Origin of the sequence: Butyricicoccus porcorum, from assembly GCF_002157465.1 — a bacterium.
Taxonomy (GTDB): Bacteria; Bacillota; Clostridia; order Oscillospirales; family Butyricicoccaceae; genus Butyricicoccus_A; species Butyricicoccus_A porcorum.
The window spans coordinates 324153-343620 of record NZ_NHOC01000002.1; the positions used below are offsets into that span (position 1 = coordinate 324153).

Below are 19468 nucleotides of genomic sequence, written 5' to 3' on the forward strand. Positions count from 1 at the left end.
ACGTTTGGAGATGAATAACAATGAGTGAATTTTCCCACCTCGACCAGTTAGAGGCAGAGGCTATCTATATTATGCGTGAAGTCGCGGCGGAATGTGAACGCCCGGTTATGCTGTATTCTATCGGCAAGGACAGCTCGGTTATGCTGCACCTGGCGATGAAGGCGTTTTACCCCGAAAAGCCGCCGTTCCCGTTTCTGCACATTGACACGACATGGAAGTTCCGTGAAATGATCGAATTTCGTGACCGCAAGGCGAAGGAACTCGGCATTGAGATGCTGGTTTACACCAACCCGGAGGGATTGGCGCAGGGCATCAATCCGTTTGACCATGGCGCTGCGTATACCGATATCATGAAAACACAGGCGCTCAAGCAGGCGCTGAAGAAATATGGCTTCACCGCAGCCTTCGGCGGCGGCCGCCGCGATGAGGAAAAGTCGCGTGCAAAAGAACGCATTTTCTCGTTCCGAAACGAAGCACAGGCATGGGATCCGAAAAACCAGCGTCCGGAGATGTGGAAGCTGTACAACACCCGCATCAACAAGGGCGAGAGCATCCGCGTATTCCCGCTGTCCAACTGGACGGAAAAGGACATCTGGCAGTACATCAAGCGCGAGAACATCGACATTGTGCCGTTGTATTTTGCGGCGGAGCATCCGGTAGTTGAGCGCGACGGCAACCTGATTATGGTCGATGATGACCGCATGCGCCTGAACGAGGGCGAAGTGCCGCAGATCAAAAAGGTTCGCTTCCGCACACTCGGCTGCTATCCGCTGACCGGCGCGGTCGAATCGGATGCAACCACACTGGACGAGGTCATTTCGGAAACGCTGTCGGCTGTCACTTCGGAACGCACCAGCCGTGTGATTGACAAGGAAGCTGCCGGCAGCATGGAACGCAGAAAGAGAGAAGGGTATTTCTGATGAAGAATCTGTTAAAATTTATTACATGCGGCAGTGTGGACGACGGCAAGTCCACACTGATCGGACATATTTTATACGATACCAAGAAGCTGTACACCGATCAGGAACAGGCGCTCGAGCTGGAAAGCAAGGTCGGCAGCCGCGGCGGTGAAATTGACTATTCTCTGCTGCTCGACGGCCTTATGGCGGAGCGCGAGCAGGGCATTACGATTGACGTCGCTTACCGCTATTTTACTACAGACAACCGCAGCTTTATCGTTGCGGACACGCCGGGACATGAGGAATACACGAGAAACATGGCAGTCGGTGCATCGTTTGCCGACCTCGCCATCATCCTCGTCGATGCTTCCCAGGGCGTGCTGGTGCAGACCCGCCGACATGCGCGTATCTGTGCACTGATGGGCATTCGCTACTTTGTCTTTGCGCTCAACAAGATGGATCTGGTTGGCTACAGTGAGGCGCGCTTCCGCGAAATCGAGGCGGAGATTCATGCGCTCGCCGAAGAGCTGCACCTGCACAGCGTGCAGATTATTCCTGTCTCCGCGACGGCGGGTGACAACCTGACGACAAAATCGGACAACACACCGTGGTATACGGGTACAACACTGCTGGATTATCTGGAAACTGTAGATATTACCGAAGCACAGTCAGAAGAGGGCTTTTATCTCCCGGTACAGCGTGTCTGCCGCCCCAATCATACGTTCCGCGGCTTCCAGGGTCAGATTGAGTCGGGTGAAATCGCCATCGGCGACGAAATTACCGTCCAGCCGAGCGAAGAAAAGGCAGGCGTAAAGGCAATTCTGGTCGGCGACAAGCAGGTAGATCACGCCTATGCGGGGCAGCCGGTTACCATCCAGCTCGACCGTGAAATCGATGTTTCGCGCGGCCGTGTTCTGACGCGCGGCAACAGCATTTCCTCTGCGAAGGCATTCCAGGCGACGCTTCTGTGGATGGATGACAGCCAGCTGACAGAAGGAAAGGAATACTTTATCAAGCTCGGCACCCGCACGATCCCCGGCGTAGTCCGCGCGATTCGATACAAGACGGATGTCAACACCGGTGAGCAGCTTCCTGCGCTCAGCCTGAAGAAAAATGAAATCGCCTACTGCGACATTGCAGTAGACGAAAACATTCCGATTGATACGTTTGAAAATCACAAGACGCTGGGCGAGCTGCTGCTGATCGACCGCGTGACCAATATGACATCGGCATGCGGCGTGGTACAGGCGATTGTTCATGAAACAGACATCGGCCGCACAGTACAGTTCCAGCAGGGAGACGAGATTGTCAAGACACACCTGTTTGAAACCGTTTATGTCCAGCTGCAAAGTGGTCTGCTCGGCAGCTATGACCCGGAGGGTGTCCGCTTCCAGATCGGCGATGCCGTTCCGCTCAGCGGTGAGGGCTACCATTACCCACAGGATTTTGATATCCTTGATCTGGCGAGCCGTTCGGTTGTCCGCATCCGGGACGGCGTGTTTGCCCAGCTGCTGCCGCTGAGACAGTATGTCACAAGCGGTCTGCCGATTGTCAACGAGCGCGGTGCAGCCATCTGCGTGCCGTCACAGGACGATTTGGAGCAGTTCCTCGTGGCATATGATTCGCATACACGGGCGGATGAGAAGAAGCTCAACCGCTGGCTGCATTTTGAGACCTTCCGCCGGATTGTCTACCGCAGCAGTACAAGCGATGACTATATGATTTAATCCCATCTTACCAGAGAAACGCAAAAGCGGAAGCCAACGGCTTCCGCTTTTGTTATCGATACAGGTTTGTTATCGGTTGTCGATTTTTTCCGGATACAGGTCGTGGTTTGCCATACGGTTCCATGCGACTTCCTCCCAGCGTGTGCCGGGCTTGCCGTAATTGCAGTAGGGGTCGATGGAGATGCCGCCGCGCGGGGTGAATTTGCCCCAGACTTCGATATATTTCGGATCCATCAGGCGAATGAGATCCTTCATGATGATGTTCACGCAGTCCTCATGGAAATCACCGTGGTTGCGGAAACTGAACAGGTACAGCTTGAGCGACTTGCTCTCCACCATGCGCTCGGACGGCACATAGGAGATCGTAATGGTGGCAAAATCCGGCTGTCCGGTGATCGGGCACAGGCTGGTGAATTCCGGACAGTTGAACTTGACAAAATAATCGTTTTCCGGGTGCTTGTTGACAAAGGTTTCGAGCACTTCCGGAGCGTAATCATCGCGGTATTTTGTGCCCTGATTGCCGAGCAGGGTGATGCCCTGCGTTTCTTCCGTGTTTCTTCCTGCCATGCTTATCCCTCCTGCAATGCCGGATCGGCGACACCGTTGGCGGCAAAGGCTGCTGCGCGGTCGCGGCAGGTGCCGCACTTGCCGCACGGCTTGTCACCGCCTTCATAACAGCTCCAGGTCAGCTCGTATGGCACGCCGAGGCGCAGACCCTCGCGCACAACATCTGCCTTTGTGGAATGGACAAACGGCGCCTCGATGGTCAGCTGGTTACCGCTGCCGATGTAAATCGCATCGCGCATGGCGTTATGAAACGCACTGCTGCAATCCGGATAGGCGTTGCCTGCCGCATCGTCGCTGTGTGCGCCGTAATAGATGACAGAGCAGTCCTTGGACAGCGCAATGCTGGCTGCAGAGGACAGGAACAGGCCGTTGCGGAACGGCACATAGGTGGAAACCGGCTTGCCGTCGGTCTTTTGGAGCTGATTGGCGTACGACTCCTCCGGGATTTCATTTTGCGAACCCTGGAGCAGGGAGCATTTGGTGTCGTACTGGAAGATTTTTGCGAGGTCGAGCGTCAGAAATTCGACGCCGTAATAGTCGGCAATTTTTTTCGCTGCTTCGACTTCTTTTGTATGCAGCTGGCCGTAGGTGATGGACAGTGCAACTATGTTTTCTTTTCCGTATTTTTCAATTGCCAGTCCGAGGCAGGTGGTGCTGTCCACGCCGCCGCTGGATAAAACAAGAGCCTTCATGGTGATATCTCCTTATCGGTACAGTCTCATCTGCAAATCGGAATCGGTGCGGAACCGTCCGCGCAGGGTGGTGGTTGTGGTGCGGGCATTTGCCTGTCGGATGCCGCGCGCGGTCATACAGCTGTGACTGCCCTCGATGAGCACGGCGACGTCTTCCGAACCGGTGACGATCTGCATAATCTGGGCGATGTCCGAGCCGATGCGCTCCTGTAGTTGCAGGCGTTTGGACACCATATCAGCAATGCGTGCGATTTTGCTCAGGCCGATGACCTTGCCGTTCGGCATATAGGCGACGGTCGCGGTCATGTCATACATCAGAGCAATGTGATGCTCACAATAGCTGAACAGCTGGATGTCACGCACAATGACAAGGTCTTTGGAATCGCTGGCGAAATCCATTTCGTCCTCAAAGGTCTTGTCGAACATCTGCGCAATTTCTTCGTTGGTGTAATTCATGCCCTCGAACACCTCGCTGTACATGCGTGCGACGCGGTCAGGCGTGTCTTTTAAGCCTTCGCGGTCGGGGTCATCGCCGAGGGCAATGAGGATGCCGCGGATATATTCCTTGATTGCATTGGTATCAATAGCCATAATTTTTTCCCTTTCTGCGGTGCTTATACGCCGCGCTGGTCGGGGTCCCAGATGATTTTGTGCATCTGGAGCTGCATAGTGATGTCATTGAGCACATGCTCCTGCATAAATTCGACAATTTCCACCGGCTGGATGCGCCCGAAGACCGGACTGAGGTAGACATGGCAGCGGTGGGTCAGGTCATATGTTTGGATGATTTCCAGTGCGCGCTCGAGGTCAGCGCGGCTGCCAGCGACAAACTTCACCGTATCGCGTTCGGTCAGCAGCGCAAAATTTTCCGTGCGCATGTGCGATTCCATACCACTGCCCGGCAGCTTGTAGTCCATGGTAAATGAAATGGCGGAAGAGATGCCGGTAAACGGTGTGAGATCGATGCTGCCATTGGTTTCGATTTCCACACGCTGTGCCGGATTTTCTGTCAGCCTGTGCAGCAGCTCCGCCATGCCCGCGCGCAGCAGCGGCTCGCCGCCGGTCAGGGTGACGTTGTGCACACCGGTTTTGCGCACAGCTTCACAGATTTCCTCGGTTGTCATGGTTGTATGTGGTGCATCAGCATCGTTTGCCCACATCGTATCACAGAAGGAGCATCGCAGGTTGCAGCCGGTAAAACGGACAAAAACGGAGAGCTGTCCGGCGAGCACTCCCTCGCCGTTGATGCTGACAAAGGTTTCTGCTACGTTGAATTCTGCCATGTTTCAGTCTTCCTCCCCGGTGTAGGAGGCGCAGTTGTTCGGCGTTTCGTATACAGTCGCCTCTGCGACGTGGTAGCCGAGCGCCGAAGCGCGCTCAAAAAAGTATTTTGCAAAGTGCTCGGCAGTCGGGCGGAATGGGATTTCCGTCAGAGAAAAGCCGTCCTCCGCGAGCGCATCGCGCGTACCTGCGCGAAGCGTGCCTGCTTCATAAATCAGTGTGTGATCCATTGGTTCGACAATCGCCTTCAGGTCACCCTTGAGCTGGGAAAAATCCACCAGCATGCCGCGCTCCTGCACGGTGTCCTGTAGCGCCTCGCCGCAGACGCGCAGCTGGACAATCCAGTGGTGCCCGTGGATGTTGTGGCATTTGCCTTCGTAATGGGCGAGAAAATGCGCCGCATCAAAGCTGGATTCCGCCTTCAAATAAAACATACAATCTCCTTCAAAGCAAACAAAAAAGCAGGCACAACGGCCTGCTGTAACAGATAGCGTATCATGGTACAGTAGCCCTGGTTTTGTTTAGAGACAGGATGGTGCAAACGAACTGTCTGATTTACATTCTATATTACTATACCACCGTCATGCAAGGATGTCAAATCTTTCGCGTTCCGCAGGCTTTGGAAAATTTTCTGTAAAATTGCTGGTAATTCCTGTGCAAAAACGGTATAATACATTTTGGAACATATCTGACCTGAGAGGAGAAAGAGGAATATGGTACAGCAGACGTATATTATGCTCAAGCCGGATGCGTTGCAGCGTGGTCTGGCGGGCGAAATTATTTCCCGCATTGAGAAAAAAGGCTATCATATGGTGCGCTGTGAGCTCAAGATGCTGGATGAAGCGATTTTGAAGGAGCATTATGCACACATCGCAGATAAGCCGTTTTTCCCTGAGCTGGTTGCGTATATGACCTCCGGTCCGGTGCTGGCGATGATTATTGAGGGAGAAAACGCCATTGTGGGCATGCGCATGCTGATGGGCGCAACCAAGTTCGGTGAGGCATTGCCGGGAACGATTCGCGGCGATTTTGCCAATACAACAACGGAAAACCTCATCCATGGCTCGGATTCCGAAGAGACTGCTGCGATTGAAATCAAACGCTTCTTCGGCGAATAACAGGAAAATACCGGCAAAAGGCTGCTGCGGCAGCCTTTTTGTTTGCATGAATGGCATACATTCCTTGAATCGGAGCGGGAAGTATGGTACTATATGCAGTGAACCTGTGCCGGCTACACAGGGATTCTGGGCAAACAATGGAGATAAGATTATGAATGTAAAACGAATTGCCGCGCTTGTGTTTGCGTCCTGCATGACTGTTCTGCTGGCAGGCTGCGGTGCGGCATCGAACAACGATACCGGCAGCGCAGCACTGCCTGCGGGCACACCGACACTGGAAGAAATTTATGCGGCAAACACGCTGGAGGTATATCATGCGGCGAATATCCAGCCTTCCCTGAGCACTTGCCTGCGTGAAGGGCCGGACAATCGGGAGACCAACGCCCTGCTTACCCTGTACTGGGAGGAAGACCTTGGTCTGGTTTCGCGCTTTCGCAAAACAGATATGTCGTTTCGGTATTATTTTACACGCGATGATGTGAATTATTCCGCTGCCATTACAGAGGATGAGGACACCGTGCTGACCATTCTGGCCGATGATCCGGAGCAGCGCGGCGAAAAGGAAATCACCTATGCGGAAAAGCTGTTCCATCAGTACAGCTTCGGCGATTATAGCAGCAAGGAAAAGCTGGTTTCCTGCACGGACAGCGGAGATACCTACCATATTATTACGGATATTTCCGCAATGTCCTTCACAGACAGCACCGGACGAACCTATACCTACACGACGCAGGAATACGATGTGGAGAAGGAAACTCTGCGCATTCTGGATGTCTTCCGCACATACCGCTTCACCGATACCGATGGAACGGTAAAGGAGTGTACGCGCTCGCGCTGCATGACCTACAACAAAAAGATTGTATCCCTGCCGGATTTCATGCGGGAGGATATCATAGAAGCGGACTGGAGCCGTACGTTTACACTACACTATCCGGATGGCTCAACGGATACTGTAGCCGTGCCGGACGGAATTTCGGTTCTGGTACAGGCACCGGATGGATATGAGGTATATGCCGACAGTGACTGTGAAACTGTGTACGAAGAAGACCGGACGGACGAGGACGGAGCCTTTCCAAACCGTACGGTTTATCTTGCAAAGAAATAACAAAACATACAAGAGAGTATCGAGATCCGGTAAATCGGGAACGGTTCACCGGATTTTTTTCGCCAACCTTACAAAACTGTTCGTTTTCAGCAAGGAAAATCGATGGAAATTGTATTACTGTAATGGTACAATAATGATGCAAACCAGACAGGGGGTTCTATGCAATGGCATCGATTTTAACAGTAAAACAGTTGCAAAAATATTATGGTGGAAGTGGAAACCTGACCAAAGCGGTCGACGGCATCAGCTTTTCGGTCGAACAGGGGGGATTTATCGGTATTATGGGCGCATCAGGCAGCGGCAAAACAACATTGCTCAGCTGTATCTCCACGATTGACCGCCCGACGGCCGGACAGATTTGCATCGGGGGAACAGATATTACGGCAATGAAGGAAAAACAGCTCGCAGCCTTCCGGCGCGACAAGCTGGGTGCAGATAAACCCATGCTTCGCCGTGCACTGCTCCGGCAGATCGCTGTATATTTCCTGCTGCCGCTGCTGTTGGCGGTGGTGCATTCGTTCTTCGGCCTGTGGGCGGCGAATGAAACGTTGATGGCAGACGGAGGAATGGGGAATATGTCGGGCAGCATTGCGGCGACAGCAGCCTTTGTCGGCGCAATGTATCTGGCATATTTCGGCATGATCTATGTCAGTGCCAAGAGCTGCCTGAAGCTGTAAAAGAAAGGCAAATAAAATTCAACGCCGCGGAGCGACTGCTCCGCGGCGTTTTCCATCCGGGGATATGGGGGGTTACTTGTGGTGCAGTAGCTCGAGCACCTCGCGCAGCGGCTCGATGCCGATCTGGCCGGGCGCGGACGCATAGCCGACCGTGCCGAAGGTCATCGCACTGCCAAAGACCTCACCGCTCAGGCGGCTGATCATGCCGAGTTCGCCCATCGACATCGTGACAACCGGACGTTCGCTGGTGCGGGAGACTTCCTCGGTCGCACAGAGCAGGTCGAGCACATCGCGGCTGTTGTGCGGCATGACGGCGGTCTTGAGGATATCACCGCCGAGCTCCTCCGCGCGGCGCAGGCGGGCAACCAGCTCGTCGTGCGGCGGGGTTTTTTCAAAGTCATGGCTGGAGACCACAACCGGAACATCGACGGCATGGGCGTCTGCAATGATCTGGCGTACCACATCATCGCCCGCAAACAGCTCGACGTCAATCAGGTCAACCAGATGCTCAGATGCAACGATGTGGTTGAGTTCCATGTAATACGCAGGGTCGATATCTGCCTCGCCGCCTTCTTTCTTTGTGCGGAACGTAAACAGGATTGGCGTTTCGCCGAGAATACCGCGCAGGACGCGCGCCGCACGGCGCACGGTATCCGGATTAGTAAATTCTTCAAACCAGTCGACACGCCATTCGACAATGTCGAACGTTTTATTGTTTGTGGCACGTGCCTGGGAAAAAATTTCACGCATGGTGCGCGCAACAATCGGAACACAGATTTTCGGCATGCCCGTTCCGATGGAGCAGCCTCTTACACATACTTCTCTCATGATCTATTCTCCTTCATGGTCATCCTATCACCGATGCAGTATGGTTATTCTATCACATATTGTACAACATTTCCATGTTATACATAAAATTCTTTGTTGTCGTCCAGGCGCAGGCAGGCGAGACAGCCGCCGGGGACAACCGAACGGAATGCTGTGCCGCAGTCAATGTCGGTAAAGTTTCCGTTGCGCCAGATGCGCAGTGGAATTTTCTCCTGATAATAAGCAGTCGGCGTGTGTCCGGCAATGACAGGCATGTCAAAGGTGCTGTCGGGGGAAACACGTGTCCAGAGGAAGTATTCCAGCGCGTCCGCGTTGGAACTGCCCTGTGGTGCGGGACACGCATGTACCAGGAAATAGTCCTGACCGCCGGCAGAAACCGTCAGGAACAGCGGCAGAGTGGAAAGATACTGCGCAAGTGCGGCGCGTTCCTCTGCGGATAACTGGCACACCTCGGCATAGGTCTGCGGGTCAAACCAGTCTGCGCTGTCCGGGTTATCGAAGTGCGCGAGCCCCTGCAACAGCATCAGGTCATGATTTCCCATCAGAAGCGTCATATTTTCCTGCTGGCGAATGAATTGCAGCAGCTTGATGCTGTGCGGGCCACGGTCGACGACATCGCCGATGATATACAGCTGATCTGATTTGGAAAAACGGATTTTGAGCAGCATCAATTTAAAGTGTGCCCAATCACCGTGCAAATCAGACATGACATAGACAGACATGAAATCAATTTCTCCTTTATAACAGAACGAAGCCTATGATGCCGGAGAGAATGCCGATGCCCAGACCTGCAATTACATCACGAGGGAAGTGCACGCCGCCGAGCACACGAATGATGGCAATCAGAACGGCACAGAGCATCAGGAGAATCCCGACGGGCGGACAAACAAACCAGAACGTACAGGCGATGACAGAGACAGAAAACACATGGCGGCTGGGGAAGGAATGTCCTTTGGTATTTTTGCGGATCAGAGGATCGATATCGAGTGCTTCATAGGGGCGCGGCGCGTTGAACCGGTCGCGGAAAATCGAGAGCAGAACAAAGGAGATACCCGGTGTCAGCAGTACGCGCAGAAAGCGGTCATCTTGCCGCAGCAGCAGAAAGAGAAGCAAAATCGGATACAGAGCATAAAGCAGCAGCGGCAAAATGCGGTTGAGCAACAGCATGGCGCGCCGCAGGCGCGGCCTGCGGCGCAGCGGCTGTGTCCAGGTCTGATAGTCTTGTGCAGTAATAAAAATCATCCTCCTTGACAGCAGTTTTATTGTGAAATCACCTTTTTCCCTGTGCGGCATAGTATAGTCCAGAATACCGACATGGAGGGAGAAGTTATGAGTGAACGCGTAACACCCGGCCCCGTATGCAGCGATGCGCAGATTCGGGAAGCTGTGTGCACCCACACGAACAAGACCCTCCATGTTACACATTAACTTTTTCGCCCCAAACGAGGGTAAATCCACAACTTTATGCTGGAATCATTGTATTGTTTTGTCTTTTTATATTCGATACGTTCCAGACATGCTTTGAGCATATCGTTTTTTTCACGGGCAGTATCAGCGTATTTGTACATCATAACCAGCCGTTCAACCGCCGGAACAATATCTTCCTGTTGTTCGACTGCCTGCTCGTACTCGCTGATCTTTTTTTCTATTTGGGATTTTTTTTGCGTAAGCTCTGCAATCCGTTCCTGTATTGATGCGCGGCGTGCGGTGAATTCGTCGGTTGTGTATACATCGGATTCCAGTAGGTCATAGGCTTTTTGCAGCTTCCGATTTTCCTGCGAGATCTGGGAGTCTATCCGTTGCGAAGATGTCTGGGCTTCGGAAAGCCTCTGCCGCAGAAGGTCTGAGGTCTCCGAATTACATTCCACCCGATATGAATCCAGCCAGTCTTCCAGCATGTGCAGGAGAAGCTCTTCTACAACAGGGAGCCGGGCAGAGATATTGCTGCACGATATGTTTCGGCACAGAAGCGAGTGTGTTTTCGCCGGACGGACATTGAGTTGCATTCTCGCGCCGCAGTCCCGGCAGAAGAGAATGCCTTGGAACGGATTCACAAGGTCTTCGTCGTTTCTGACCGGCGCGCTTCTATACTTCATGCGCCGCGCCTGCGATGCATCAAACAGTTCCTTTGAGATGATGGGTGGATGGATACCTTTGCAAATCAAGACTTCATCTGCAAGCGGTCTGCGCTTGATTCCGCGCCGTCCTGTTGATGTCTTTACCGTCTTGACGCGCCCGTAATAAACATATCCTGCATACGTCACGTTGTCTAGTATTGCACGCACAGAGTATGGACACCAAGGATTGCCGCGCCGTGTGAGTGCGCCTTCCTCGTTCAGCATGCGTGCCATGTGCTGGAATCCGACGCCCTGCCTGACATGCATGTCATACAGCCGCCGGACGATTTCCGCTTCTTCCGGCACGATTTCCAGCGTCCAGCCTTTTCCGTTTTCGACCCGAACGCGCCGGTAACCGAACGGCGCGGTTTTTCCCATGTATTTTCCCTCGCGCACTGCGGCGCGCTTTCCAGCCTCCATGCGCCGCCGGATGGATTTGTATTCTCTGCGGCTCATGAACAGTCCGAACTCGAAATACTCCTCGTCGAATTCGTTGTTTGGATCGTAGGTTTTCGCCGGCGTGATGATCAGCGTGCCGCTGGATTTGAATGCCTGTGATACAATGCCCTGATCGATGCTGTCACCGCGCGCAAGGCGTTCCACCTCCATGACCAGTACAGCATCCCATCTGCCAGCTTCGACATCTGCGAGAAGTCTCTGCATTTCCGGGCGTGCAGCGATGGTCTCCCCGCTTTTGACTTCCTCATAAATCTCGCCGATTGTGCGGTTTTGCCGTTTTGCCAATTCCAGCAGAGTGGTTTTATGTCGAAGCAGCGTGTTGCCCTCTCCACTTCTTTCGGCGTCGAGATCAATGCGGGATTTTCTGAGATACATTGCGTCCATACTTGATCCCCTTTCTTTACTTTTATAAAAATATATAGTAAAATAAAGGGGTAGATGTACCGTGGAAAGTTTATCTACCCCTTGTCCCGTCTTGGTGTTGGCGCACCGAGGCGGGATTTTTTTGTTTTCAACAGCTTATGCCGTCGGATTCGTTTCTTTTAATTTATCTGCTAACCGACGCAGTAAGCGCCTGTAATCGGTGCATATGCAACCGAATATCTCCTGTGCAGTATCTTCGTTATATGTGTGAGAGGTGAGGTTGCGATCCGTCAATAACTTGCTCCATAAAGAATCTTCACTGATCAGACCGGCTGCATACGCTTCGCGCATGACTGCCTTTGGTGTATTGCGAAATTCCGCACCTTCTTCCAGCAAATATTCTCGTGTCGTTTTCCATGCGAGTTCCGTGCAAAATTCAAAGCGCTGGATGATGCCGTCGCGGATAATATCAGATGGGTTGCTCTCATATTCTGAAATCGCTTCTTCGAGCCGATCTACTGCCATGCAATATTTGGCGTATTTTTCATTGAATTTTGTCATAAGATCAATACCATCTCTTTCAATATTGGCGCGTAATTCTTCTGAAATTGGTCGATTCATATCTATCAAATCAAAAGGAAGGAGAGTGGGGAGTGCGTCGACTGCATCCTCAAAATCTGACCATGCCGGTTCGGGAAGTCCATAAACCGCAATGTCGATGTCGCTGTGCTCCCGGTTATCGCCCCGGGCACGCGAGCCAAACAGGACGATTCGAGCTGCGCCGAACTTCCGACCGAGCGCGGCAAGCTGGCGATATAGTTCATTGCATTGACGCATCGTATACCTCCGTTTCTGTGGTGGCGTTTTACAGTACCTGAAACTCTGCTTTGACGACCTTTCCAATGACTCGGATCGGTGTTTCCTTCAGATTGTATATCTGTGGCATGTGCGCCGGATTTGTGCTCTGAGGCATCAGTGTGACGGTATCGCCGTCCTGATAGAATCGCTTCATGGTCGCCTCGTCATCTCCAACCATCACAATGGCAACCTCACCGTTTTCCACCATGTCCTGCCGTCTGACATCAACAAGATAGCCGTCTTTGATGCCAAGAGCATCCATGCTGTCTCCGTGAACCCGCAGCGCGAAATATTCCGCGCCGCCGTTTAACTCCGTATATGTCCAGCCTTCGATGTGCTCCTCTGCGTACAGCGGCAACCCGGCAGAGATGCGCCCCAAGATCGGGATGCGGTGCGTCGGGTTAAAGGGAAGCGCATCCTTTGGAAGAGGTGATTTTGAAAATTGATCTTCTATTAAATCAGACATGCAAACGCCTAACGTATCGGCTATGCGTTGCATTCGATTCGGACGTGGATATTTTTTTCCGTTGAACCAGTCAGATACAGTCGCAGAACTACAATTTGTTGCCGACACGATATCCGACTGAGTAATTTGCTTTTCGCTTGCAATTCGGCGAAGATTTCGAGCAAAAATTTCTCTTGTTTCATTTATCTCCATAAAATTCATCTCCCTCCTGTTAATATGTATACTACACCAAAAGCGAAAGAAAATCAATATAAAATAAAAAATATTTCGCTTTTAGCTTGACAGCTAGCTAAAAGCGAGCTATACTAAATACATGATCAGAGAAAGTGAGGTGATTGCAGATGCAGATTCCAAAGATTACATTGAAAGCGGCACGTGTAAACGCACATTTTACCCAAAAAGAAGCGGCAAAAGCGCTCAATATTTCGGTTGCTTCGTTGCAAAACTATGAATCTGGTAAAACCACTCCGGATTGGACTTTGGTTCGGCAGATCGAGAAGCTGTACAATTATCCGATAGACTTTATTTTTTTACCCTGATTGTTAGCTTTAAGCTAGCGAATGCATGTGACTTGCATCGTTAGGGAAGGAGACCAAATGAACAAAATCAAAATTTTTGAAAACCCTGAGTTCGGCAGTATCCGAACGCTACAAAAGGACGGTGAGCCGTGGTTCGTCGGGAAGGACGTGGCGGCAGCATTGGGTTACAGCAACCCTCGCAAAGCTATTGCAGATCATGTCGATGAAGAAGACAAGGGGGTAACGAATTGTTACACCCTTGGCGGAAATCAGAATATGACCATCATCAACGAATCTGGCTTATACAGCCTGATCCTGTCGAGTAAGCTGCCGACTGCGAAGAAATTCAAACATTGGGTGACCAGCGAGGTGCTTCCCAGCATCCGCAAAACCGGCGGTTACATATCCGGGCAGGAAACGATGTCAGATGCTGACCTGATGGCCAAAGCGCTGCTGGTTGCACAGCGACAGATCAATCAGCGCGATGCGCGCATTGCGGAGATGCAGCCGAAAGCGCTGTTTGCAGATTCCGTCGCAGCCAGCAAGACCAGTATCTTAATCGGCGAGCTGGCAAAGATTCTGAAGCAGAACGGCGTGGAGAATATGGGTCAGAACCGGCTGTTCGAGTGGCTGCGCAGCAACGGCTATCTGATCCGCCGAAAGGGAACGGATTACAACATGCCAACGCAGCGCGCGATGGAGCTGAAGCTGTTTGAGATCAAGGAGACCGTTGTCAGTCACGCGGACGGACACCAGACCATAAACAAGACGCCGAAGGTTACCGGCAAGGGACAGCAGTATTTTATCAACGCATTTTTAGGCGGTATTTTGAGACAACCGTTACATACTGATTGACGAAACTGGAGGAAAACAATGGAAGAAAAAATTATCAAATCGTATAAGGGCTTACATCAGAACATGACCGGTTATGGCGGGTTTAAGTATGAAGTCGGCAAGGAATATAACCAGAGTGGTGAAATCTGCGCTTGTGAGAACGGCTTTCATGCTTGCGAAGTTCCGTTGGATGTGTTCTGCCATTACGATCCGGCAGATAGCCGATTTTTCGAGGTTGAGCAATCTGGAGATATGGACAGAGATACAGACGATTCTAAAATTGCGTCTCGCAAAATCAAGATCGGCGCAGAAATCGGTATTCCTGGACTTGTAAAGGCCCATGTTGAGTATATCAACAGCAAGATAGATAATACATGCGCTGCAACGAACACCGGCTACCGCTCTGCTGCAACGAACACCGGCAACCGCTCTGCTGCAACGAACACCGGCGACCGCTCTGCTGCAACGAACACCGGCTACCGCTCTGCTGCAACGAACACCGGCAACTACTCTGCTGCAACGAACACCGGCTACTGCTCTGCTGCAACGAACACCGGCTACCGCTCTGCTGCAAGCGTTACAGGGCGCGATTCTGTGGCGATCGCAACGGGCCGTAACTCGAAGGTACTTGGGTCAATTGGGTGCTGGCTCGTTGCCGCAGAATACGGCGCATTTGATGGGGAAGATTATCCGTTACTGTGCGTGAGAACTGCACAAGTGGATGGCGTGGAAATCAAGCCGGATACATGGTACACACTCAAAGATGGCGTATTCACTGAAGCTGACAACCTCTGACCGCATACCATTTACCGGAGGTGAATTCCCATGAAAGACGGGAATGTAATTCGAGAGTATGAATACAACGGCGCACATGTCTATGTGATGGACACATACCTCCGTGGTGTTTCGCAGGAGGAAATGCACAGGCGCGAGGAAGCGGCCTATGCGTCCGCGCGCAGGATTTATCAGAACCATATGAGAAGAAAGAAGGAGAAAACATGAAACTTTTTGATCGGATTCGCGCGCGGTTTGCACCGCGCCGCACGCCCACGCTGGACGAGCTGACCGCAGAGAACCGCCGCAGATATGCCGCGCAGCATGCGCGCCTTGCAGAAAACCTGCGGCAGTGCGAGGACATGACCTATCTGAATCAGGTTGCGCTGGTGCGCAAGCTGTCGGAGGATTTGTACTCATGAGTGCGGGTGTCTCTCATATCCGCGGACTGGAGCTGCTGCATCTTGCGCTGGATGACATCGAACTTGAGCGCGAGATGCGCGGGCCGCAGACAGAGCACCAGCGGGAACTCGAACGTGAACGCAGCCGCAGGTACCGGGAGCGCCATCCGGAGAAGATGGAGGAGCGCAAAGAGTACCTGCGGGAGTATCGCAAAACGAAAAAAGCCCTCGCCGCGCAGGAACGCACGAACGAGGACGAATTATCACAGAGATTGGAGAAACGCAAATGAAAGCAACACAGGATGCCACACGACAGAAGGTTGCGGAACTGCGCCACATGGCGGGACGTACCGGAAACCACAATGCAGAAACGACGATGCGAGAAGCCGCTTCGTATATGGAAGACCTGAACACCGCACTGATCAGCGCGATGACGGAAGCGGACAAGCTCCGCGAGAAGAACGCAGACCTGCTGGAACAGCTTTCCGGCTGGAAGGCGCTGGTAGACAGTATGAAGTCCGTGCAGCCTGTCCAGCCGGTTGAACCGGATGTTGAACCGAAAGCTGAACCGGTGCTTGTACCAGCACAATCTCCGAAGCGAAGTGCTCCGTTTGATTATACCGGTGAACTTGCCCGCTTTATCGCATCGGGAGAATCGGTACATGAGGTTTCGGTTTTACGGCATTATGACGCCGGTGGATATACGCCAAACGCCTCGCGATTCAATGCGGTATCTAAAAAACGAAATTTTCCGGTGGCTGCGTTTTACCATCCGGAGAAAGATGCAGTCGTTCTGGTTCGCACATCGGCAGGTGATGCCAAATGATCTACGGCAGACCCGACCCGCAGGAAGAGCAGCCGGTCGCATACTGCGACTACTGCGGAGGGGAAATTTACCCCGGAGACTCCGCGTACATCCCGGCAGAATTCGACGGGATGCTGCATGCAGACTGTGTCAAGGATTGGCTGTATGAGACATATGCGTGGGGGCTGGGCGTTTGGTGTGAGGTGAGCTGTAGTGGCGAGTAACAATGTACTGAAGCGCCGAATATACGATGACAAAAACCGCCGTTATATGGCACGTGCAGAGATGGCTACGCGCGGTGCCATTGACTTCATTGCCTGTGAGCAGCAGGTTGCCGCAGGCGTATCGCCCACAATTGTCTACAGCTGCGCACGTTTCCAGCAGCGCAGAATGAGAAAGGAGAACGAAAAATGAATAGTAATCTTGAGCTTATTTTTGGCGGAGCGCGAGGTCTCGCGCTTGCGATGAAATCCAACGGCTTTCGCGGGAGCGTGACGATCAACCCGCAGGATACATATTGTCCCATCACATTCACTTGCGAAAACGCGGAGGATGTGGCGTTCCTGAATGGAAAGAAAGCATTCGGCGGCAGCTTTATTCAGCATGTCAACATGCGTGCCTTCTGTTCTGCGGATGTTGCAGGGAAGGAGGTGCTTACGCATGAAACGGACACCGACGAATGAGGCAACCGGCTGGGTTGCAGTAGCGCAGCACTACGGGCTGTACGCCCAGTTGAACAAGCTCATTGAGGAGGTCAGCGAGTACATGCAGGCGGACGCGCTGTTTGGCGCAGGCGCCTTAACGGAGGACGCCCTGGTGTCCGAGATTGCGGATGTGTTCGCCGTTTCCCAGCAGGTTGATTACCTGCTGGGCGACGCAACCGGAGAACTGGAGGATCTGATTTCCCGCGCATCGCGCGCGGTGCTTCCGGCACAGTCCGTCAATCCGGTCGTGCTGTATGGGTCAGCGGTCATTTATACGCTGTCCCGCGCCTGCTCCCGGTACTATCGGGTAGACAGGAGCGAAGTACTTGTCCCGCTGTCCAACCTGCTGGCATATGACAACGCCTGACGGGCATGAAACCGCGCATCTTGCCCGTGCCCGCCGCTATGCAACGGCAGAAGCACAGCGTGCAACCTATCGTGACGCATCTAAGCTGGCAACTACGCTGAATCAGCTGAGCAGGCAGGGAAAAGCCGCCAATCTGATCGTGGAAGGACTGATGCCGTTTAAGAAAACCCCGATCAATATCGTGAAGCGCGCTGTAGAATACAGCCCGATTGGGTTGCTGGACACAGCGACGCGCGGTGTTCGTGATCTGCGGCGCGGCAGCATCACAGCATCCCAGTTCATTGATCGGCTGTCTGCTGGCATGGTAGGATCGCAGATTGTCGCGCTGGGCGTGTGGGCCGCGGCATCCGGCATTGTCCGTGCATCCGGCAGCGGGGACGATGACCGCGACGGTTACGACGAATACACGCTTGGATATCAGGACTATGCCATTCAGATCGGGGATAACAGCTATACGATTGACTGGATGGCGCCTGCCGTCATGCCGTTTATGGTAGGCGCGGAGCTGTACCGCATGGAACAGCTGGAGCAGGGCGATGGCATCAGCGTGGCGACCCTGCTGGATAGTCTGTCGCTGATCAGCGAGCCGCTGGTATCGCTGTCCATGATGGATGGTCTGCAAAACACGCTGACCCAGATTGCACAATCGGACAATAAAATCGCCAGTATTGCGACATCTGCAACCGGGCAGTATGTCAGTCAGGCAGTGCCGACGCTTTTCGGACAACTGGCGCGCATCGGACAGGAAAATGCGAAAACGACATACACCGATCCGGACAGCTGGATTCCGACCTTTGCGCAGAAAATCCTGTACAAATCACGCAATAAAATCCCGGCGATCCCGCAGTCTGTGATTGACGCCGCGCCGGACAGTATGGCAAACCTGCTGAAATGGTACAACAGCCATTGTACGATTGCGGCAGGCACAGATCTGCTGGACAGTTGGGGACGCACGACCAGCAACGGCAGCGTGCCGTATCGAGTGTTTGCCAACATGGTCAGTCCGGGATATTATAGCCGCATCCAAAAGACATCAACAGACGAGGAGCTGCTGCGACTGTACGACAAAACGGGCAATGCCGCATTACTCCCCGGCCTGCCGGATAAGCGCCTGTCACTGGCAAACGGGACAGCAATTGTGCTGTCGGCTGACCAGTATACGCAATTGAAGCGCGAAATCGGCGTAAACAGCTACAATTTGCTGACTAAAATGATTTCGTCCGCCGCGTACAAATCCGCAGCAGACGAGGACAAAATGGCACTCATACGTGATTGCTACGACTATGTACGGGAGTTGGCAAAATGCAACCTGAATGAAAATGTCACGAAGACATCATGGATTTGGAAAATCAACGCCAGCGGCATTGATCCGGCAACTGCCATTGCGATCCGGTACAACCTGCAGCAAATCGAGCAGCAGGCGCAGGCAGACGGTACCAAGCGGACACAGATGCAGACGATGCAGCGTGAGTATATTATGTCTACCGATCTGTCTGCCGGGCAGAAGAAGCAGCTGGATGAAATGTTCATCAGCCGATACCAGTTCGTGTACCAGGAGGCAAATGTGGACTACAGCAGCAGCGAGACCATGCAAGCGACGCAGATGTCCGAAAGCGCCCAGAAGCGCTGGCCTGCCGCGAAATCCGCAGGCTGGAATATCGACGACTACCAGCAGATGTACCGTATCGTCAGCGACCGGCGCACCGGATATACCAAGGACGCCAAACGTGCCGATGCAAAAAAGGCAGGATTTTCAGACGATCAATTTACCTATATGTGGGATCTTTATTATAAAAATCGCGGGTAATAAAAATAAAATATCCCACAAAGCAGCAAGCCGGGGGACGAGCGTATACTCATCCTCCGGCTTTTATGACTGATAGTCATTTTATCTGACGGTGTGCCAAC

General features: G+C 52.8%; 27 protein-coding genes and 1 pseudogene. 17 read left to right on the forward strand and 11 right to left on the reverse strand.

Going from position 1 to position 19468, the window contains the following annotated elements:
* Window positions 1–20: 20 nt before the first annotated feature.
* Window positions 21–920: a sulfate adenylyltransferase subunit CysD gene (gene cysD / locus CBW42_RS02970; protein ID WP_087017584.1), complete on the forward strand. Its 900-nt coding sequence runs from the start codon at window positions 21–23 to the stop codon at window positions 918–920.
* A complete protein-coding gene (locus CBW42_RS02975; RefSeq protein WP_087017586.1) occupies window positions 920–2626 on the forward strand; it encodes a sulfate adenylyltransferase subunit 1 in 1707 nt (568 codons plus the stop codon). The genes cysD and CBW42_RS02975 overlap by 1 nt, the downstream gene beginning before the upstream one ends.
* A gap of 69 nt (window positions 2627–2695) precedes the next feature.
* Here the strand turns inward: CBW42_RS02975 and queF are convergent, their stop codons facing one another.
* Genes queF through queD form a run of 5 tightly spaced genes read right to left on the reverse strand, consistent with a single transcriptional unit; the run spans window position 2696 to window position 5600 of the window.
* A complete protein-coding gene (queF, locus tag CBW42_RS02980) occupies window positions 2696–3193 on the reverse strand; it encodes a preQ(1) synthase (RefSeq protein ID WP_087017588.1) in 498 nt (165 codons plus the stop codon).
* A gap of 2 nt (window positions 3194–3195) precedes the next feature.
* Window positions 3196–3885 (reverse strand): 7-cyano-7-deazaguanine synthase QueC, encoded by a 690-nt coding sequence (gene queC, locus CBW42_RS02985; RefSeq protein WP_087017590.1) that lies wholly within the window; start codon window positions 3883–3885, stop codon window positions 3196–3198.
* A 12-nt stretch (window positions 3886–3897) separates the two neighbouring features.
* Complete coding sequence (gene folE, locus CBW42_RS02990) at window positions 3898–4476, reverse strand: GTP cyclohydrolase I FolE (protein ID WP_087017592.1); 579 nt, start codon at window positions 4474–4476, stop codon at window positions 3898–3900.
* Between the two features lie 23 nt (window positions 4477–4499).
* Window positions 4500–5168: a putative 7-carboxy-7-deazaguanine synthase QueE gene (queE, locus tag CBW42_RS02995; RefSeq protein WP_087017594.1), complete on the reverse strand. Its 669-nt coding sequence runs from the start codon at window positions 5166–5168 to the stop codon at window positions 4500–4502.
* Between the two features lie 3 nt (window positions 5169–5171).
* Window positions 5172–5600, reverse strand: a complete 429-nt coding sequence (gene queD, locus CBW42_RS03000) for a 6-carboxytetrahydropterin synthase QueD (RefSeq protein ID WP_087017595.1) — start codon at window positions 5598–5600, stop codon at window positions 5172–5174.
* A gap of 279 nt (window positions 5601–5879) precedes the next feature.
* Here queD and ndk point away from each other — a divergent pair, with 279 nt between their 5' ends.
* The 3 genes and pseudogenes from ndk to CBW42_RS14920 form a co-directional block, all read left to right on the forward strand.
* Window positions 5880–6284: a nucleoside-diphosphate kinase gene (gene ndk, locus CBW42_RS03005; protein ID WP_087017597.1), complete on the forward strand. Its 405-nt coding sequence runs from the start codon at window positions 5880–5882 to the stop codon at window positions 6282–6284.
* A 151-nt stretch (window positions 6285–6435) separates the two neighbouring features.
* A complete protein-coding gene (locus CBW42_RS03010; RefSeq protein WP_087017599.1) occupies window positions 6436–7389 on the forward strand; it encodes a hypothetical protein in 954 nt (317 codons plus the stop codon).
* A gap of 164 nt (window positions 7390–7553) precedes the next feature.
* Window positions 7554–7820 (forward strand): annotated as a pseudogene (locus CBW42_RS14920) (ATP-binding cassette domain-containing protein); the annotation flags it as partial.
* A 318-nt stretch (window positions 7821–8138) separates the two neighbouring features.
* On the opposite strand, the gene aroD reads toward CBW42_RS14920, so the two are convergent.
* From aroD to CBW42_RS03045, 6 genes are all read right to left on the reverse strand, one after another.
* Entirely contained in the window at window positions 8139–8894 is a 756-nt protein-coding gene (aroD, locus tag CBW42_RS03020; RefSeq protein WP_087017603.1) for a type I 3-dehydroquinate dehydratase, read from the reverse strand.
* Between the two features lie 77 nt (window positions 8895–8971).
* Window positions 8972–9616, reverse strand: a complete 645-nt coding sequence (locus tag CBW42_RS03025; RefSeq protein ID WP_087017605.1) for a fructose-bisphosphatase class III — start codon at window positions 9614–9616, stop codon at window positions 8972–8974.
* A gap of 16 nt (window positions 9617–9632) precedes the next feature.
* On the reverse strand, window positions 9633–10136 hold the full coding sequence (locus tag CBW42_RS03030; RefSeq protein ID WP_242969770.1) for a phosphatase PAP2 family protein: 504 nt from the start codon (window positions 10134–10136) through the stop codon (window positions 9633–9635).
* Between the two features lie 182 nt (window positions 10137–10318).
* Window positions 10319–11854 (reverse strand): recombinase family protein, encoded by a 1536-nt coding sequence (locus CBW42_RS03035; protein ID WP_087017607.1) that lies wholly within the window; start codon window positions 11852–11854, stop codon window positions 10319–10321.
* 135 nt (window positions 11855–11989) lie between these two features.
* Entirely contained in the window at window positions 11990–12670 is a 681-nt protein-coding gene (locus CBW42_RS03040) for an HI0074 family nucleotidyltransferase substrate-binding subunit (protein WP_087017609.1), read from the reverse strand.
* A 28-nt stretch (window positions 12671–12698) separates the two neighbouring features.
* The gene (locus tag CBW42_RS03045; RefSeq protein WP_165761025.1) at window positions 12699–13349 is read right to left on the reverse strand and encodes a LexA family protein; all 651 of its coding nucleotides are present in this window, start codon (window positions 13347–13349) and stop codon (window positions 12699–12701) included.
* A gap of 149 nt (window positions 13350–13498) precedes the next feature.
* Between CBW42_RS03045 and CBW42_RS03050 the strand changes: the two genes are divergently transcribed.
* From CBW42_RS03050 to CBW42_RS03100, 12 genes are read left to right on the forward strand one after another with little or no spacing between them, the layout of a single operon-like run.
* Window positions 13499–13696, forward strand: a complete 198-nt coding sequence (locus CBW42_RS03050) for a helix-turn-helix transcriptional regulator (protein WP_087017613.1) — start codon at window positions 13499–13501, stop codon at window positions 13694–13696.
* A 57-nt stretch (window positions 13697–13753) separates the two neighbouring features.
* Window positions 13754–14530 (forward strand): phage antirepressor, encoded by a 777-nt coding sequence (locus CBW42_RS03055; RefSeq protein WP_087017615.1) that lies wholly within the window; start codon window positions 13754–13756, stop codon window positions 14528–14530.
* Between the two features lie 18 nt (window positions 14531–14548).
* Entirely contained in the window at window positions 14549–15304 is a 756-nt protein-coding gene (locus CBW42_RS03060) for a DUF7666 domain-containing protein (protein WP_087017617.1), read from the forward strand.
* Window positions 15305–15334: 30 nt separating this feature from the next.
* Entirely contained in the window at window positions 15335–15511 is a 177-nt protein-coding gene (locus CBW42_RS14595) for a hypothetical protein (RefSeq protein ID WP_165761026.1), read from the forward strand.
* On the forward strand, window positions 15508–15705 hold the full coding sequence (locus CBW42_RS03065) for a hypothetical protein (protein WP_087017620.1): 198 nt from the start codon (window positions 15508–15510) through the stop codon (window positions 15703–15705). The genes CBW42_RS14595 and CBW42_RS03065 overlap by 4 nt, the downstream gene beginning before the upstream one ends.
* Window positions 15702–15974, forward strand: a complete 273-nt coding sequence (locus tag CBW42_RS03070; protein ID WP_087017622.1) for a hypothetical protein — start codon at window positions 15702–15704, stop codon at window positions 15972–15974. The genes CBW42_RS03065 and CBW42_RS03070 overlap by 4 nt, the downstream gene beginning before the upstream one ends.
* Window positions 15971–16510, forward strand: coding sequence for a hypothetical protein (locus CBW42_RS03075; RefSeq protein WP_087017623.1), 540 nt, complete (start codon window positions 15971–15973; stop codon window positions 16508–16510). Before CBW42_RS03070 ends, CBW42_RS03075 begins: the two co-directional genes overlap by 4 nt.
* Window positions 16507–16713: a hypothetical protein gene (locus tag CBW42_RS03080; RefSeq protein WP_087017625.1), complete on the forward strand. Its 207-nt coding sequence runs from the start codon at window positions 16507–16509 to the stop codon at window positions 16711–16713. The genes CBW42_RS03075 and CBW42_RS03080 overlap by 4 nt, the downstream gene beginning before the upstream one ends.
* Window positions 16703–16903 (forward strand): hypothetical protein, encoded by a 201-nt coding sequence (locus tag CBW42_RS03085; protein WP_087017627.1) that lies wholly within the window; start codon window positions 16703–16705, stop codon window positions 16901–16903. Before CBW42_RS03080 ends, CBW42_RS03085 begins: the two co-directional genes overlap by 11 nt.
* The gene (locus CBW42_RS03090; protein WP_087017629.1) at window positions 16900–17172 is read left to right on the forward strand and encodes a hypothetical protein; all 273 of its coding nucleotides are present in this window, start codon (window positions 16900–16902) and stop codon (window positions 17170–17172) included. The genes CBW42_RS03085 and CBW42_RS03090 overlap by 4 nt, the downstream gene beginning before the upstream one ends.
* Window positions 17150–17560 carry a nucleoside triphosphate pyrophosphohydrolase family protein gene (locus tag CBW42_RS03095; RefSeq protein WP_087017632.1) on the forward strand — a complete coding sequence of 137 codons (411 nt, stop codon included), beginning with the start codon at window positions 17150–17152 and terminating at the stop codon, window positions 17558–17560. The genes CBW42_RS03090 and CBW42_RS03095 overlap by 23 nt, the downstream gene beginning before the upstream one ends.
* Complete coding sequence (locus tag CBW42_RS03100) at window positions 17520–19367, forward strand: hypothetical protein (RefSeq protein ID WP_133058246.1); 1848 nt, start codon at window positions 17520–17522, stop codon at window positions 19365–19367. Before CBW42_RS03095 ends, CBW42_RS03100 begins: the two co-directional genes overlap by 41 nt.
* Window positions 19368–19468 lie beyond the last annotated feature (101 nt).